Below are 16932 nucleotides of genomic sequence, written 5' to 3'. Positions count from 1 at the left end.
AGTTATCAGTTATCAGTTATCAGTTATCAGTTATCAGTTATCAGTTATCAGTTATGGCTGAGTTTTTTTCAGAGAATTGAGTTCCCTGACTCCCAGTTTTCTGATCAACTTTTTCCCTGCTTCCTTCCCGATATTTCGGGACCGATCAACTATTTCCCTTACTCACTTCTCAATGAATCCACAGGATTGGCTTGTGCTGCTCTGATGGAGCGGAAACCTGTTGTGAAACCTGCTACCAAAAGCGTAAACCCAACAGCAATAACAAACACCCACACATTCATATTAATGCGGTATTCAAAATCAGAAAGCCAATAGTCCATAATGTGATAGGCAAACGGTGCAGCGATTACGAAAGCAATCACAATCAGCACCAAAAGTTCTCTCGAAAAGATTTGCAAGATTTGACCTATTGAAGCTCCCAAAACCTTTCTAATTCCTATTTCCTTTGTTTTTTGACTAGCTAAAAAGGCCACCAAACCATACAGACCTAAACAGCCAATGAGAATAGCAATGCCAGAGAAAATCTGAAAGAGGTTCATCATGTTCGCCTCCTCTTCATAGTTTTCCATTATGCTCTCCGAAAAGAGAGAGTAATCGAATAGCACATTTGGATATTGCTTTGTCCAGGCATTCTCAAGAGCAGCAATCACACTTCCCATTTGCTTATCGGTTCCTTCAAAACGAATAGCACCTTCATAAAAATAGCCTTGAAAACTCACAAAAATTACTGGCTCAATTTTCTCTTTAAGTGATTTGGTATGGAAATCCTTTATCACACCAATCACTCGTTTTTTTCCGGCAAACCCACTTAAAATCTCTTTACCTATCGCTTCATTTGGGTCTTCCATTTGCATTAGCCTTAATACTTCCTGAGTTATAATTGCTACATCTAGAGTATCCGTAGGCCTAAAGTTCCGTCCGGCCAAGAGTTCTAAACCGTATAAATCCAGATAATTCTCATCTACCACCTTATAGGCCGCATCGTATGAACCTTCCATTTCTAAAGGGGCATAACCAAAGTTTGAACCTATACTATTATCAGAAAGAGGGCTGGCAAAATTGAAACTGATTTTTTCTATTCCTGCAAAACCAGAAAGTTCGTTTTTGAGCGGAGTTAATTTTTCACTGTCGTTGGTAGGTAGAGGAAAAGTAACAATCGAGGTTTTTCTAAAACCTAAATCCTTTTGCTCAAAAAATTGCATTTGAGAGATAACCACAAGTGTACACACCACCAATAGCTGAGAAATAACAAACTGAAAAACCACCAACCCCCTACGCGTATTTACATTACCCGAAAGTGCCGATTGGCCTTTGCTCTTCAAAGCCATTACAGGGGCCAGCTTTGCCAAAATTAGCGAAGGATATAAGCCAGCCATTAATGTAACTCCAACTGTAATCCCTAGCAAAATCATAATAAGCTGAGGGTCTTGAAGCAAATTGAGCGATAAGTTATAGCCAACAAATTGCTCCATATTTTTCAGAATTAGTTCAGCAGCACCCAGTGAGATCAAAACTGAAATAATGGTGATAAAAAACGTTTCGCCAAGAAACTGCTGCATCAGCTGCTCTTTTCTTCCTCCCAAAACCTTGCGAATACCCACTTCTTTAGATCGCTTTATGGCCAAGGCTGTCGATAGGTTTACAAAATTGATACAAGCCGTAAGGATGAGAAAAAAGCCAATGGCAATTGGAATGGTAAGGAAATCGGAAGACACCGCTGCGTCTTCATAGGTATTATATTCGGGCTGAAAGTGAACGTCTCCTAATGCTTGTAATCCGTAAGATGTATTATTCTTATCCTCAGGAATGTACTTTTTCACCATATCAACCAAAGCAGTTCTGATTTGGCTTTCTTCTACTCCTTCGCCTCTTAGTAAGTAAACGTTTGCATTAGAAGAGGTCGAATTCCATGAATCAGGTTGATAGAAATCGAATATTTCTTTGATGGTTTCATATTCAATCAAAAAGAAAAAAGGTAGAGAACTATTCACAGGAGGGTCTTTTATCACTCCCGTTACAAAAACATCGAACTTATCATTGATCCGAATTTCCTTTCCAATCACTCTGTCATACCCTCCATCGGCTATGCCAAATAGCTTCTCAACTAAGGAGACCGAAATAACTGCTGAACTTGGTTTCTCCAATGCGGTTTCTGGATTACCCAACTCAAATTCATAATCAAAAAGCTTGAAGTACTCCTTGTCGGCAAAAGCAATTCCTTTCTTTTGCTCAAAATGCTGCAGTTCACCAATGGCATTTGTTATGGTCAACTGGTTTTCTCCAATTCCAAAAGTGCGGACGGGTAATCCCAAATCTGGATAGTCAGTTTTAAAAGCTAGGGTAAACGGATTTTGGATTCCAGCTTCTAAGTCTACTTGATTGACACTTTCGGTACGTTTAGTAAATCGGTAAAGACGATCATAATTGGTTTGATACTGATCGAAACTCTTTTCGAATAGTACAATTTTGAAAAGAACAATGGCTGCGCTAATTCCAAGCGCCAAACCAAACACATTAATAACTGTGTAAGTCTTGTTTCTAACTAGATTTCTGAAAGCGGTAGTGATGTAGTTTTTGAGCATAATTTGACCTATATGACTCCTCAGCCATACCAATTGCAATGCCAAACATATATGTAGTTGATTTACTGATACTTACAACAAAAATGAAAAATACACATGTAATATATCGTTTGTTTTCAATACATTTAACTGTTTGGTTTTGATACAGTATTTCAATGAGTAAGACAGAAGCAAAAATATTAGTGGTTGACGATGATATTGATGTGCTTAACACAGCACGAATGTATTTGAAACAGCAGTTCACCTTGGTTCAAATTGAAAATGACCCAGAGCAAATTCCCGATCACTTAGAACGTGAAGCTTTTGATGTGGTGTTGCTCGATATGAACTTTAAAAAAGGAGACAATGAGGGCGAAGAAGGTTTAAAGTGGCTCAACCGAATTCTGACCATCGACCCAAATGCAATTGTGATACTGATTACAGCCTATGGTGAGTTTGACTTGGCCGTAAAAGCTGTAAAGGCGGGTGCTACCGACTTTCTGCCAAAACCATGGAAAAACGAAAAGCTCTTCGGCACCATTCAATCTGCATTACAACTAAGACAAAGCAAGCTAGAAGTAGACCGACTCAAGAGTACTCAAAAAACACTTTCAAGTGAAATAGATCAAAAATTCGAAAACTTCATCGGAGAATCCTTACCCATTAAAAAGGTCTTCTCACTTATAGAAAAGGTAGGCCCTACCGATGCCAATGTTTTGATTTTAGGTGAAAACGGAACAGGGAAAGAGTTGGCTGCTCGTGCCTTACACCGCCAATCTGAGCGAAAGGACAAGGTTTTTATCAATGTTGATTTGGGCTCTATCAGCGAAAATCTTTTTGAAAGCGAGCTCTTTGGCCATGTTCGAGGCGCCTTTACAGATGCAAAGGAAGATAAACCCGGTAGGTTTGAACTGGCTTCTGGCGGCACACTTTTTTTGGACGAAATTGGCAACCTCTCTCTTCCCCTACAAGCCAAACTCCTCACTGTTTTGCAGCAGAGAAAAGTAAGTCGAGTAGGTTCGGGCAAAGAAATTTCTGTAGACATTCGCTTAGTTTGCGCTACCAATATGCCTTTATACGAAATGGTAAAAGAAGGCACTTTTCGCCAAGATTTGCTCTACAGAATCAATACCGTGGAGCTGAGAATGCCTGCATTGGCCGAAAGAACTGAGGATATTACTTTACTCGTACGGCATTTTATTCAACTCTATGGCAAGAAATACCAAAAGCCGAAAATGCGAATTGACCATAACACTATTGCCAAACTGAAGAAATATCATTGGCCTGGAAATATTCGCGAATTGCAACATGCGATAGAGCGTGCCATCATTTTGGCCGATGACCATAAGCTTACCGCTGATGATTTCGTGCTTCAACCCAACCGCAGTAACAAACGTTTGGAGGAAGATATTCTAGACCTTTCAGAAATGGAAAAACGTCTCATCTTAAAGGCACTTGACAAGAACAACGGAAACGTAACCCGTGCGGCTAAAGATCTTGGCATTGACCGATTGGCTTTATATAGAAGACTTCAGAAGTATGGACTTTAGGGTAGTTAAGGGTTATGAGGGATTAGTTATTAGGCAGAAGTTATCAGTTATCAGTTATCAGAAAATAGAAATCAGGAATGAAAATACCCGTAATTCAAGGAGTAATTGATCGAAGAATTCTTATTAACTATCAAATTGATAAGGATGTACTTGAATCTTTCTTGCCTCACCCTTTCAAACCCAAATTAGTAAAAGGTAAAGGTGTAGCTGGTATCTGTTTGATTCGATTAAAGGAAATCAGACCAAAAGGCCTCCCAAAAAGCATAGGTATTTCCTCAGAAAACGGAGCCCACCGAATTGCAGTAGAATGGGAGTCAGAAGGAATCACTAAAGAAGGAGTCTACATTCCTCGAAGAGATACATCATCTAAACTCAATGCTTTCGCAGGCGGTACTCTCTTTCCTGGCGAACATCATTTGGCCGATTTTAAAGTGAGTGAATTAGATGGTAATTATGAAGTATCGTTTGAAAGCAATGATCAAACAAAGCTTTCAATATCGGCTAAAGAGACGGAAAAATGGAGCGACCATAGCTTATTCGAAAACATCAATGAAGCCTCCTCTTTCTTTGAACAAGGTGCTGTTGGCTATTCACCTAATACCAAAAAGACATTTGACGGATTAGAATTAATAACTTCCAATTGGAAAGTAACACCGCTTGAAGTTCTAAAGGTTGAATCTAGCTTTTTCGACAACGAACAAGTATTCCCGAAAGGGTCAGTAAAATTTGACAATGCTCTACTAATGAAGAATATCTCTCACGAATGGATCGGTTTAGAAGAAATATGTTCCAAATAAAAGAACCAATGACCAATTCACTCTTAACTAATAACCAATACACTCTTAACTAAAAAAGATGGTTTCAAAGCGATTCAGCCTTCTTGTTATAGTTCGGATTACGTTACTGATGCTAACGCTAACGGGCTTGGCTTTTATTTTCGCCAAAACTGAATTGTTCTTCAACCAAATCATACTCCTTTCCATCGTTATTATTCAGGTGGCTGAGTTGATACGCTTTATCACCTTTACCAACAGAGAACTGGCAAAACTTCTCTTGGCCATTCGCTATTCTGATTTTTCGATTTCATTCAAAGGGAAAAAGCACGGCAAATCCTTTCAAGAATTACAAGATGCTTTTGTGGAAATTATAGAAGCTTTTAAGAAGGTTTCTGTAGAAAAAGAAGCCCAGTTCAGGTTTCTAAAAGTAATTGTTGACAATGTAAACGTGGGGATTATTGCCATAAAGGAGGAGCATCAAATTGAGCTCATGAATAAAACCGCCCAAAATCTTTTAGGGGTTGGCGTACCTAATTACTGGAAGCAACTGCAGCAGCTTTCTCCCCAATTTTCTCGTGAGTTCTCCGAAATGGACGATAACGAAAGAAAGTTAGTTGAACTGAATGTGAAAGATGATAAGCTTCAAATATCGGCCCATGTTACCCGACTGAAAATTCTGAATTTCAGATATTCCATTATTACTTTTCAGAACATTAAGTCGGAGATTGAACAGAAGGAAATTGAAGCTTGGCATAAGCTTATCCGCATTCTTACACACGAAATTATGAATTCGGTTACCCCTATTACTTCGCTTACGGAAACCATGCAGATGATGCTTCACAAAGGTGAAAATCTTGAAAAATCCATTGATGAAATTTCTGAAGAAGATTTGGCCGACATTCGCTTTTCCCTAGAAACCATTCAAAGGCGAAGTGAGGGCCTCCTCCATTTTGTGGACGATTACCGCAAACTCACCCGCGTGAAAAACTTGGACAAAGAGCGCACAGATGCCATTCAATTATTAGAAAACATGGCGCAGCTCATGAAACCTGAGCTTCAGAAAGAACACATTACATTGGAGCTCCACCTCAAAAGCGCCTTCGAACTTTCCATTGATAGAAAATTAATTGAACAGGTACTAATCAACCTGATCACCAATGCAAAACATGCTTTAAAGGGTGTTGAAAATCCACGAATCACTTTAAAGACTTATTTTCGAGAGTCGGAAAAAGTAATTGAAGTGACGGACAATGGAATGGGAATTGACGAAAGTAAGATTGATCAAATTTTCATTCCTTTCTTCTCTACCAAAGAACAGGGTTCGGGAATTGGGCTAAGCCTCTCTAAGCAAATCATGAAAAAGCACAAAGGCGACTTAACCGTCAAATCAGAATCAGGCCAAGGCGCCAGTTTCTTTTTGGTGTTTAAGTATTGAGTTTAACAGTTTCATAGTTTACAGACTTACCTGACCCTGCTGCTTCTAATCTTACAAACTTCAAGGCTAAGTCATGCTGCCAGCATCTTTTTCAGAAACACACAGAACGCAATTTACAATATTCAAGCAATTTATAATAATGAAAAAGACCTCTACGGGATGACTGAGTAGCTAGCTTTACCACGTCCGCAAAATCATTAGCACAAATTTCAAAGTTAAGTCATGCTGCCAGCATCTTTTTCAGAAACACACAGAACACAATTTACAATATTCAAGCAATTTATAATAATGAAAAAGACCTCTACGGGATGACTGAGTAGCTAGCTTTACCACGTCCGCAAAATCATTAGCACAAATTTCAAAGTTAAGTCATGCTGTAAGCATCTTTTCACGAAACACAAGAACCCGTCCATTCGAGCAACCAAAATCAGATTAATTCTCACTTTTCGTTTCTGAATTTCATATTTTCAAACATGAAAGGTTTTCATGTCTACATTACAACTAACCCGTTAAAAAGCTCTTTGTATACTGGCATAACCAACAACTTGGAATACAGAATCATTGAACATTATCTCAATAGAGGTAACAAGAAAACATTTGCTGGTAGGTACTACTGTTATTGCTTACTTTATTATGAGTTTCATCATTCTGCTGTAGGTGCCATAGAAAGAGAGAAGGAAATTAAAAGCTGGACAAGAGCTAAAAAAGAAGAACTTATAAACTCAATAAACCCAGAATGGCTTTTTTTGAATGATGAAATAACTCCTTGGCCTCCAGAGCCTGATGTTACGGGAAGGAGTTAGCGTCATTAAATAATTGCCTACCTCCTTAGGCGACCATTAACGCAAGTGTCAAAGCTATGTCATGCTGTAAGCATCCTTATCAGAGACACAAGAAAAGTCGATAACGATATGGTAGAAATATAGAAGCCTGAAAAAGATCCCTACGGGATGACTTAATAGCTTGTCTTACCACATCAACAAAATCATTAGCGAAAACTTCAAAACTAAGTCATACCATAAGCTTCTTTTTCAGAATAGAAAGAAACTCATTGCTTCCAAAAAAACATTCTGGAACACTTTGTGTAATTTAGAAGTGTATCTGCTATGGAAAAACCATCAAAAACTTGGCTGAGAATATTCAAGATTACGGGTCTATCCGTGTTGACAGCCATTTTTCTGATCTCAATCTTCGTTACATTCTTCCTAAAAGACATTATAAACAACCGCTTAAAAAAAGAAATCAAAGATACTTTTGGGGACTTTTATACCCTTTCGTTTGAAAACAGCTACACCTCCCTATCATGGAATGGCTTCAATGTAGAGTTTGAAAAAGTAGCCTTTGAAACGGACACCTCAAATAGGTTTATGATGATACGCTATCCCGCAGTTTTCTTCAAAACCAATTCGTTTAGAGTAGTTAACATTAACATTTCTGATCTTTTTTTTCGCTCCGTAATAGATGTCAATAAAGTAGCCATAGAAAAACCTGAGTTACTTTTCTTTATTCCTGAAAAAGCAAGTGCTGCGCAAAGTGATAGCCCTAAAAGCCAAGAAGTTAAAAAGAATGCAATAGACAGTATTCGAGTAGCAAACTTCGATCTAACGGACGGACATGCTTCTTTCGTTTTTCACCGAAATTTAGCAGACACACTCTATTCAGGAAACCAAATGAATGTAAAAATGGAGGGGTTGAAAATTGATCTGAATTCTACAGAAAGCATTATAAAAACCTCCAAGGTAGAACAGGTAGCCTTTTCATTAAATGAAATCATTCTCAGCCCCAAAGAATCTGACTATAAGTACCTCATTGATGGTATAAAATTCAATTACAAAGAAGAACTACTGCGTGTAAATGGAGTGAAAATAAGCTCAAAAAGAGACCCGTATAAGATGACCTTAGAGAGCAAATTCCGAAAGACCATCTTCAACATTAGCTTAGATACGCTCATTTATAAATCTGCTCATTTTAAAGAATTGAAAGACCTTTCGGCCATAAAGGGAACCTCATTAAGTCTGGTAAAGCTAAATATGCAGCTGGCCAGAAACAAGAGTATTCCATTGGATGAAACACGCTATAAAGAGCTATTTCACCAATCCTTTCTCAACCTTCCAATCCCTGTTGAAATTGATAGCCTGTATTTAAAAAATAGCAGTATTGACTATAAAGTATACAGCGACAAAGAGTTGCAACCAGGTAATTTAATGCTAACAAAACTGAATGCTACCATTTCTAACCTTTATACTGAAGCAGAAAAAAGAGACACTATAAAAGCAGATTTCAAGGGTATCTTTATGCAAGATGGCCCTTTCAGTATTGAGTTCAACCTCCCCTTAAACGACCCCAAAAACCATACTTACAAGGGCTATATTGGCTCAATGGAATTTACAAGCCTGAATCCGCTCATAGCAAACCTAACAAGAATACAATTAGCCGAAGGCCGAATCAATAGGCTTGATTTTGAAGGGAGGGGAAATCAGTTAAAGAATTGGGGAACCATGCGTTCCGATTTTCAGGGATTAAAACTTAAAGTAACTGACAGCAAAAACAATGTGCGATGGTTGCAATCTGGCCTAGGTAATCTTATTGCTAGAAAAAATAACAGAGGAAACAGAAACGGGTTTGTAGAGCCAATTGATTACGTTTTTCAACGCCCTCCATACAAGGATCACCTCACACTTTATGCTGGTGGTTTGATTGAAGGTTTTGCACTGAGCATACTGCCTGAATCAGTCTACAAACTCATCATGCCAGAATAATCATTTCGATTATTGCCCCTTGTTATAGAACACAATTCGATTAAAGGTTTTATTTTGCCATAACAGACAAAACACAAACCAAGTCAATGAGCATATTCACCGTTATTACCATTCTCACAGTTCTTTCGGCTGCTTTTGCCTTTATCAATACGAAATTTCTAAAACTGCCATTTACCATTGGCTTAATGATCATCGCCATTTGCTTTACGCTGGTCATTACAATTGCAGGTAGTTTCAACCCTTTCATTTTAGAAGAAGCCAATTTAATTATTGACTCCATAGATTTTGAAACGGCTTTGCTGGATATTATGCTGAGCTTTTTGCTTTTCGCTGGAGCCCTACACACCAAAATTGATGGGTTAAAGAAGCAACGAATGCCAATTGCTCTATTTGCCACCATGGGTGTATTGATTTCAACTTTCATTGTCGGTACGCTCATGTACTATATTGTGCAGGCTTTAGGGCATCAAATCGACTATATCTATTGCCTACTTTTTGGTGCGCTTATCTCTCCTACCGACCCTATTGCGGTTTTAGGAATTCTGAAAGACGCCAATGCGCCTAAAAAATTAGAGACTAAAATTGTTGGCGAATCACTGTTTAATGATGGTGTTGGTGTGGTCATTTTTTTAGTAATATTTAAAATTGCACAACAAGGAGTAGGTGCTATTGAAGCCAGTGAAGTAGGCTTGCTTTTCTTTGAAGAAGTAGTAGGCGGAATTGCCCTTGGTTTGTTAGCTGGCTGGTTGGTTTTTCAGTTAATGAAAGTGATTGACCATTACGAAACCGAAGTAATGATTACCCTGGCCCTTGTGATGGGACTTTCCTCATTGGCACATTTAATCCACGTTTCAGGGCCTTTAGCAGTCGTAGTGGCTGGTATTTTTATTGGAAATAAGTCGCCTAAAATTGCTTGGTCAGAAACCACTCAAAACTATGTAGATAAGTTTTGGGAACTGCTCGATGTTTTGCTCAATGCAATCCTATTTGTACTAATTGGCCTAGAGTTATTGATCATTACTATCAATGGCGAGTACATTACCTTCGGCTTAATCGCTATTCCTGTTACATTACTTGCTAGGTATTTAGCCTTGTCGGGGCCAGTGGCGCTATTTAAAAAGAAGCTAGATTTTATTCCAAAAACCAATCTGATTATGACTTGGGGTGGAATTAGAGGTGGAATCTCCATCGCTTTAGCACTCTCATTAGAGCCCAACATGGAGCGCGAGCTTTTTCTTACAGTTACCTATATCATTGTGGTCTTCTCTATTATTGGTCAAGGTTTAACCCTAGGGCCATTGGTAAGAAGGGTATTAAAGAAGGGGTGAAAATCACTAATCTGAAATCCATAAGTTCACTTTCCTTATGAGCAAATCAGTTGTAAGCTTATTGATCCTATCGATTCTCGTTCCGTTGAATCAAGTGTTTGCTCAGCAAATTCCTGAAATGTTTGCAGATAGGGTTGCTTTCTGTAATTCCAATTTTGACGAAAGCACAGCTTCTCAACTAAGATTAGAATTTCAAGAGCTGGAAAACTACTTTATCAAAAATGGACTTCTAAAAGACAGCTCGGGTCTAAGCTATTTATCCGTTTACAAACAAATAGCCAAAGAAGGCGACTTGAAGTTTATTACCGATTTACAACTAAAAACTATGGAAACTACCGACTTGAGCATTTTACGTTCATGTTCGTTTGTGCTTCTTTCGCAACAGGAAATGGAAGAGTTGACACCTAGGCACATGGCACTTTCTGTAGAAATGAGTAATGAAGTTGGAAATGATATCAGCCTTAGCAAAATCGCATCAATCATCACTGAGAATCTAACAGCAAAGGATTTCGACCTCCAATACTATAAACTTACTTCCCTGTTAGCCTTTTATGTTATATCAAAAAGCTATGAAATTGTTGGCTCGTTAGTACCAACCACTGATTATAGCAAAATTAAGAACCGGCTTTTAATTGAATTAAACGATAAAGATGAGCTAACTATATCAGATACGACAAGCTCCATGGAAGAAGTTAAAAATAGCATCTATGAATTTCTATCCAATGACATCGACAACAAAGCAATAGAAGTAACTGCCATGAAACAGTCGACCTATGCCGCCTATGTGGAACTACTTGATTTGATTAATGAGGTTTACACGGATTTAAGAAATCAGAAGTCAATACAAACATTTGGAAAGCCGCTCTCAGAATTATCTAAAAGTGAATTAGGGACAATAAAAGAACAGATTCCGAAAAATGTAATCTATAATAAGCCAAAGTGAGCGCTACACCCAATTTATCCCCTACTCATAATACACCACCACTTTAGGCTGTTCGGGTAAAGCCCTATATATGGCTGTCAATGCTTTATCATTGGCTTCTATAATGACGGAAGGCTGATATTCATAGGGTTGAAATTTAACCATCGCATTTAGAAAAGACTTAGCTCTTTCCATTTTTCTACCCCGCCAAAAACTACGGTTGGCCTTTTTATCTACTGAAGTCATATCTTCATTTTGTGTAATAAGAAAGTGGATTCCGTTTTCGGTGATGAGCTTGATGAAAACCGGTTGGTGCACCAAAGTGTCGGGCGTAGTTATCGAAGTCAGTAATTCTTCTGGATTTTTAGGTGCTATCTTTTCAATAATTGGCTCCTTTATAATACTGGCTTCAGACAGCGTTACAGACAGCGGCTTTGAAAATGTTTGCACGTACATACCCTGAGATAGTTTCCTGAGCATTGGGTCAAGCTTCATTGTGGTCATTCTCACGTTGTAAATCACAACGCCATTGATAAATAAGCCTAGGGTACTATCGGGTACATTGATGATTAAATGGATAGAATCCTTCTTTGAAAGACTCAGTAAAGCATTTCTATAAGCAATCAAACGTTGAATCGAATCCAATTTAGGTTCATCATAAACCGCTACCGTATCTTGATTCTGTTTCCATTCTGCCAACTTGTTTACAGGAGCCATGGCATACTTGGCCAGCCCAAAAACCATTACCATCAATAGCATAGCTAAAGCGATGTATAAGAAAATTGGCTTCTTCGCTTTGTTCAGGCTTTTTTCTTGCTCTTCCATTCAATTAGAAAATAAAAACCTTTGAACCTATGGGCAGCGACTTATACACCAACTCGAGGTTAGCGTCATCTAAACGAATACAGCCATGCGTTACCGGCAAACCTAAAAAGCGCTGATAAAGTGTACCATGAATCAGGTAACCATCACCAATGCTCAGTGAGTAATCTCCCAAAACTCCGTATTCAAAACGAGAAGAATGGTTTGGAGAAGGAACAGGTAAACCTTCTTCAACAAAAGCCCAGTCGGGTTTTTTCCATACTGGGTCTTTGGTTTTATTCAGTATTTTAAATTCGCCCTTTGGCGTTTTAAACATCCATTGCTTTTTGCTATCGTTGCCCTTTAAGAGAATGTAACTACCTGTTGAGCAGATATCGCTCTTAACCAGGTTCGTTCCCTTATACAAATAGAATTCATTCACCGTGCTGTTCACTACCAAGTAGTTGTTTTTAGGAATATTGGCCGATAATTTTTTATCCAAAACCGCCAATTGGTTTTGCATGTCAGTCAGCAAAGTGGCTTCGGTTTCCTTATCTACTTTTACCACATCTTCCTGAGCAGCGATACTGATCATGATGGTCTGTATTTTCGCCAATACTAAAAGCAGAAGCACAACAGTGCTCCCGAGTATTACCCATTTCCTTATATTCCTTTTCTTCTCCATTATTTAGCTGGGAGCGGTTTAAGCGCCCCCACTATAATTACTTGTGTATTTTCAGAGGCTAAAGCAAAAAGCTTGTCCATATCGTTATTGTTCAGCGCGACACAGCCATCAGTCCAGTCCAACCCCTTTCCGCCATCGCCATGAATTTCAATCAAATTGCCTATGCTTGCGTTTTTAGGAATAATGCCTTTGGCTTTATTCTCTTTAAAGCGCTTCTGATCGTCAGCGTTTGGGTAGTTCAGCAGTAAAGCTTTATAATATTTGGTCTGCCCATTGCCCTTTTTCTTTACCACTTTATACACGCCTTCCGGGGTGGTTTTATCTCCTGAAAGCATCTTATCGCCCATCCAGTTGGCACCAAGTTCCATATTGAAAGTATGTGTCAACTTACCCTTGGCGTATACATAGCAAAGCCTTTCCATCTTATCTATGATGAAAACCGTTTCGTTCGATTTACGCGACCTTTCAATTCCAGCGGCCGCCCACTGTTTCCATAGCGGATAATCTTTAAAAAAATCTGCCATAGTAGTTTCAGCTTGACTAATAAGTTGGGTCAAATTATTTTCCAGTGTGCTGAGGTTTTCTTTGAGGTATGCCGCGTTTTCATTTTCATACGCAGCAGATACTTCATGATAAAGCAAGCGAGTTTGCGCTAGTTGTTTCACTGCATTTTCGTTCAGTGGAATATTTTTATACTTAAGGTCGAAACGCTCAAATTGGTCATCAATTAAATCGAGTCGTTTGCTGTAATTCGACCATATTTTTTTGCTTACGTTTTGAGCGGTACTTTTGGCTAAAATTGCTGTCTCCGATGCTTTACCAGCAAGTTGTTTTGTAATCGAAAAATCCTTCAGAAAGAAAAAACGATCGTTTTCTTTGGCCCATGCTACCATGGCAGAATCATAAAAGGAAGTTGCCTTTTTATACAAATCTGGTGCGTATTCAGACGCTTGGCTTTTTTCTGCTTCAGAAAGTCTTTCTCGCGCCTCGGTTAATTCAACCAGCGGAGGCTGAGGAAAAATGAAGGAAGGAAATAGTAATACTATCAGAGTTAGCACAGTAAGCAGCGCAATCGCTAGCCATTTGATTTTCATATCTTTTCAAAAAATGAAAATCCCCATTAGGCTTTCAACCGTCAGGGGATTTTGCCTTTATCGTTCTACTAAAATTACTTTCTTCTAGGAGCAGCTTTATACTTGCTGATCACTTCAGTTAATTCAGTATTGATTGTGCTTGCTTTTTCTTTGGCAACTTTCACTTTCGCTAACGAAGGCTTCAACTCACCGTTTTGAAACATTGTGTTTGACTCGGTAATAGAAGCTTCAACAACATCTAACTCAGTTTTAATAGCTTCCAATGCTGTTGTTCCTTCTTTGCCTTTAGGAGCTTCAGTAATTAACTGTCTACCTTGAGCAACCAAAGTTTGAACTTCTTCCATTGAAGCTAAAATTTCAGCTTTCACAGCTTCTTTGGTAGCTTCAGTGTTAGCAGAAACCTCATTAGCCATTGTAGTTACCTTGTTTAACTTCTCAACAGTTTTAGTGTACTTTTTGAAAAATTTAGATTTCTGCTCTTCCAAACTTGCCATAGCTACAGCCATAGAGTCATTTAAAGCATTGTATTGCTCGGTAACATACACTTCGGCACCAGCAACTTTTGCAGTTTCAATAGCAGCCGTAGCAGCATCAATTTCAGTTTGAGGTACATCTGCGCAAGAAGTTATGCCTACCATACCAATGATTAACGCACCGAATAATTTGTTTGTAATTTTCATGATTGTTTATTCTCTTTTTAATTGTTGATTGTTGCCCGAAGGCATACATGGTTTTAGTTTTGATCATGAGACGCAACATTTTTAAAAAGTAACATCACGGTTGAAAAAATATTTTCAACAGAATGAAAAAGGCCAAAATCACTCAAATTTTCATATATGAGCAGATTTTCAAATTTCATTCAGTGGGTACTAAAAAAGTCTGACTATCTTATCAGCTCAATTTTATTAACAGAATAAGGAAGTACTCCGCAGTAGATCAAGCATGAGAATTAAGAAACTTAGAGGGCACAATCGCATATGGAAGGACATTGAGGCTTGGAAGAATGAGAACCTTAAACTCGATATCGAATCCTTAAAAAGTAGTCAGCGCGACCATACAAAAATTTGGGTCAGCCCCTATTGTGACTACAATATGCTAAACAGCGAATACCCTCAACCTAAAGGAAAAACCCGTCAAAAAATCCTTAATGGTTTGATTGAAATTTATACTGAATGGAAAAAGCAGTTGGATGCATTACATGAACCTTATTATCTCAAAATCTGGCTTATTGATCCTTACTTTGCCAACTCTCAGGTAGTATGTGCTATTGGTGATTTCCTTCATTTTTATGACGGCACATTCTTTAAGCCCGATCAAGAATACTCGAACCAAGTTGAGCCTCAAATCAAAAGCCTTCCTGCTGGTTTTAATTGGGAATGTCGTTTAGACGAAATGCATTTAAGTAGTACTGATCTAGGTAAGCCTGAAGATTACTATGATGAAGAAGATTACTTGACAGAGAAAAGAGCCTTTGAGAAGCGATTAAAAAAGCCACATCGAAAAATGATCAGCAAGTCAGAGGACGGTGAGGTAACCGAGTATTATTCATTCAAAGTAGGGCACGCTTGGCTGGGAAGTAAGGACTAGCAGGGCTTAAATCATTTCTTTCTCCTTCTCAAAACTATTCTCCATAGAGAGAAGGCTCTTCCTTCTAAAGTTTATCCAAAAAATAACCAATCCATTAATCTCTTATTATCAGATGGTTACACAACACAAGTGAAAAGACTCAAGAATTTTTATTTCAATGTTTGAACTTCAATGTTATAACATTAGTTGACTACTTGAATTTGAAAAACATTAAAACAAACAATACAATGAGAAAATTTGAAGTACCAACAAGAGAACAAGTAGCCCCAGCAACACAAGCCATTTTTGACGGAGTTAAGCAGAAAATCGGAATGGTCCCGAACATTTATGCCACAATAGGTTATTCTGCAAATGCATTAGATTCATATTTGGCCTTCCAAGGCGCACAAGCCAAGGGATCGTTTAACGCAAAGGAAAGAGAAGCGGTAGCACTTGCCGTAGCTCAAGCCAACGGATGTTCTTATTGCCAAGCGGCACACACTGCCATTGGAAAAATGAATGGTTTTAGCGAAGAAGAAACCCTGAACTTAAGGGCTGGAAAAAGCGAAAATGAGCGTTTAAATGCACTTGTTGCATTAGTAAGAGAAGTCACTTTAAAACACGGACGACCTTCTAGCCTTGCCGTTGAGAACTTTTTTGCACAGGGCTTTGACAATGCTGCACTTATGGACTTGGTGCTTTTGGTAGCCGATAATACTGTAACCAACTATGTAAATAACGTTACAGAAATAGCCATCGACTTCCCAGCAGCAAAACCTCTTGAAGAAGTTGCGGAAGTCTAATTACTGCAATAATTATAGATAAGGTTGATAATTGTTGAACAATAGCCATCTGACAATTGGGATACACCCCCTTACGTTGGATGGCTAATTCTTTTAAGCTTAAAACACTTTATCAAATTTTGATTTTCTCAGTCAATGTTATAACATTAGGTCTGATTTAGTAAGCCAACGGACAATATTTTAAAAATGGATACGCAAACAAACGCTCAGAACACGAAAACCATCAAGGAGCAATTGCGAGCAAACCTATTGTACTCAGCTTATTGGCTAAGCGATTTAACCACTGAGTTTTTAAAGCATTACGACATCACTCAACAGCAATTCAATGTATTGACCATTTTGGGTGAACAACACCCTGAACCCATAAGTACCAAGCAGATCAGAGAACGAATGATCATCAGTAATTCTGATACTTCGCGCTTAATTGATAGGTTATGCGACAAAGGTTTGGCTTGGAAAAGGCCTTGCCCGCATGATGGCAGATTGATTCAGGCATTTATTCATGAAAAGGGTCAGGCGCTCTTAAGTGAAATTGGTCAAAACATGGCTAAGCTTGATGATGTTATGTGCAATATTACCGAAGCGGAAGCTACAGTAGTGAACAAGCTTTTGAACAAAATGAGATTCCACTCCAAAGAGAAAATGGTTTAGA

At 38.5% G+C, this 16932-nt stretch carries 15 protein-coding genes; 10 read left to right on the top strand and 5 right to left on the bottom strand.

Translation table 11 applies throughout. The features are described 5' to 3' along the window. Window positions 1–158 precede the first annotated feature (158 nt). On the bottom strand, window positions 159–2582 hold the full coding sequence (locus tag AAC026_RS18685) for an FtsX-like permease family protein (protein ID WP_339701330.1): 2424 nt from the start codon (window positions 2580–2582) through the stop codon (window positions 159–161). 155 nt (window positions 2583–2737) lie between these two features. On the opposite strand from AAC026_RS18685, the gene AAC026_RS18680 reads away from it, so the two are divergent. The 7 genes from AAC026_RS18680 to AAC026_RS18650 all read left to right on the top strand — a co-directional run bounded on the left by AAC026_RS18680 (window position 2738) and on the right by AAC026_RS18650 (window position 11352). After that, on the top strand, window positions 2738–4111 hold the full coding sequence (locus AAC026_RS18680; RefSeq protein ID WP_339701328.1) for a sigma-54 dependent transcriptional regulator: 1374 nt from the start codon (window positions 2738–2740) through the stop codon (window positions 4109–4111). Between the two features lie 77 nt (window positions 4112–4188). Next, entirely contained in the window at window positions 4189–4908 is a 720-nt protein-coding gene (locus AAC026_RS18675; protein WP_339701325.1) for a DUF2071 domain-containing protein, read from the top strand. 58 nt (window positions 4909–4966) lie between these two features. After that, on the top strand, window positions 4967–6322 hold the full coding sequence (locus AAC026_RS18670; RefSeq protein WP_339701322.1) for an ATP-binding protein: 1356 nt from the start codon (window positions 4967–4969) through the stop codon (window positions 6320–6322). Window positions 6323–6795: 473 nt separating this feature from the next. Next, on the top strand, window positions 6796–7125 hold the full coding sequence (locus AAC026_RS18665) for a GIY-YIG nuclease family protein (RefSeq protein ID WP_339701319.1): 330 nt from the start codon (window positions 6796–6798) through the stop codon (window positions 7123–7125). Between the two features lie 303 nt (window positions 7126–7428). After that, complete coding sequence (locus AAC026_RS18660) at window positions 7429–9081, top strand: hypothetical protein (RefSeq protein ID WP_339701316.1); 1653 nt, start codon at window positions 7429–7431, stop codon at window positions 9079–9081. Between the two features lie 86 nt (window positions 9082–9167). Then, window positions 9168–10409: a sodium:proton antiporter gene (locus AAC026_RS18655; RefSeq protein ID WP_339701313.1), complete on the top strand. Its 1242-nt coding sequence runs from the start codon at window positions 9168–9170 to the stop codon at window positions 10407–10409. Between the two features lie 37 nt (window positions 10410–10446). After that, window positions 10447–11352 (top strand): hypothetical protein, encoded by a 906-nt coding sequence (locus AAC026_RS18650; RefSeq protein ID WP_339701311.1) that lies wholly within the window; start codon window positions 10447–10449, stop codon window positions 11350–11352. A gap of 21 nt (window positions 11353–11373) precedes the next feature. Here AAC026_RS18650 and AAC026_RS18645 read toward each other — a convergent pair whose 3' ends face one another. The 4 genes from AAC026_RS18645 to AAC026_RS18630 form a co-directional block, all read right to left on the bottom strand. Continuing rightward, the gene (locus AAC026_RS18645) at window positions 11374–12156 is read right to left on the bottom strand and encodes a hypothetical protein (protein ID WP_339701308.1); all 783 of its coding nucleotides are present in this window, start codon (window positions 12154–12156) and stop codon (window positions 11374–11376) included. A 4-nt stretch (window positions 12157–12160) separates the two neighbouring features. Beyond that, entirely contained in the window at window positions 12161–12817 is a 657-nt protein-coding gene (locus tag AAC026_RS18640; protein WP_339701305.1) for a L,D-transpeptidase, read from the bottom strand. Beyond that, window positions 12817–13911 carry a L,D-transpeptidase family protein gene (locus tag AAC026_RS18635; protein ID WP_339701302.1) on the bottom strand — a complete coding sequence of 365 codons (1095 nt, stop codon included), beginning with the start codon at window positions 13909–13911 and terminating at the stop codon, window positions 12817–12819. Before AAC026_RS18635 ends, AAC026_RS18640 begins: the two co-directional genes overlap by 1 nt. Window positions 13912–13985: 74 nt before the next feature. Further along, window positions 13986–14591 carry a hypothetical protein gene (locus tag AAC026_RS18630; RefSeq protein ID WP_339701299.1) on the bottom strand — a complete coding sequence of 202 codons (606 nt, stop codon included), beginning with the start codon at window positions 14589–14591 and terminating at the stop codon, window positions 13986–13988. A 262-nt stretch (window positions 14592–14853) separates the two neighbouring features. Between AAC026_RS18630 and AAC026_RS18625 the strand changes: the two genes are divergently transcribed. The 3 genes from AAC026_RS18625 to AAC026_RS18615 all read left to right on the top strand — a co-directional run bounded on the left by AAC026_RS18625 (window position 14854) and on the right by AAC026_RS18615 (window position 16931). After that, entirely contained in the window at window positions 14854–15498 is a 645-nt protein-coding gene (locus AAC026_RS18625; protein WP_339701296.1) for a hypothetical protein, read from the top strand. Between the two features lie 227 nt (window positions 15499–15725). Continuing rightward, entirely contained in the window at window positions 15726–16280 is a 555-nt protein-coding gene (locus AAC026_RS18620; RefSeq protein WP_339701293.1) for a carboxymuconolactone decarboxylase family protein, read from the top strand. Between the two features lie 186 nt (window positions 16281–16466). Next, window positions 16467–16931: a MarR family transcriptional regulator gene (locus AAC026_RS18615; RefSeq protein WP_339701290.1), complete on the top strand. Its 465-nt coding sequence runs from the start codon at window positions 16467–16469 to the stop codon at window positions 16929–16931. Window position 16932: the final 1 nt, after the last annotated feature.

The organism is uncultured Roseivirga sp., assembly GCF_963973945.1.
Taxonomy (GTDB): Bacteria; Bacteroidota; Bacteroidia; order Cytophagales; family Cyclobacteriaceae; genus Roseivirga.
This window is presented reverse-complemented; position numbering and strand designations above follow the sequence as displayed.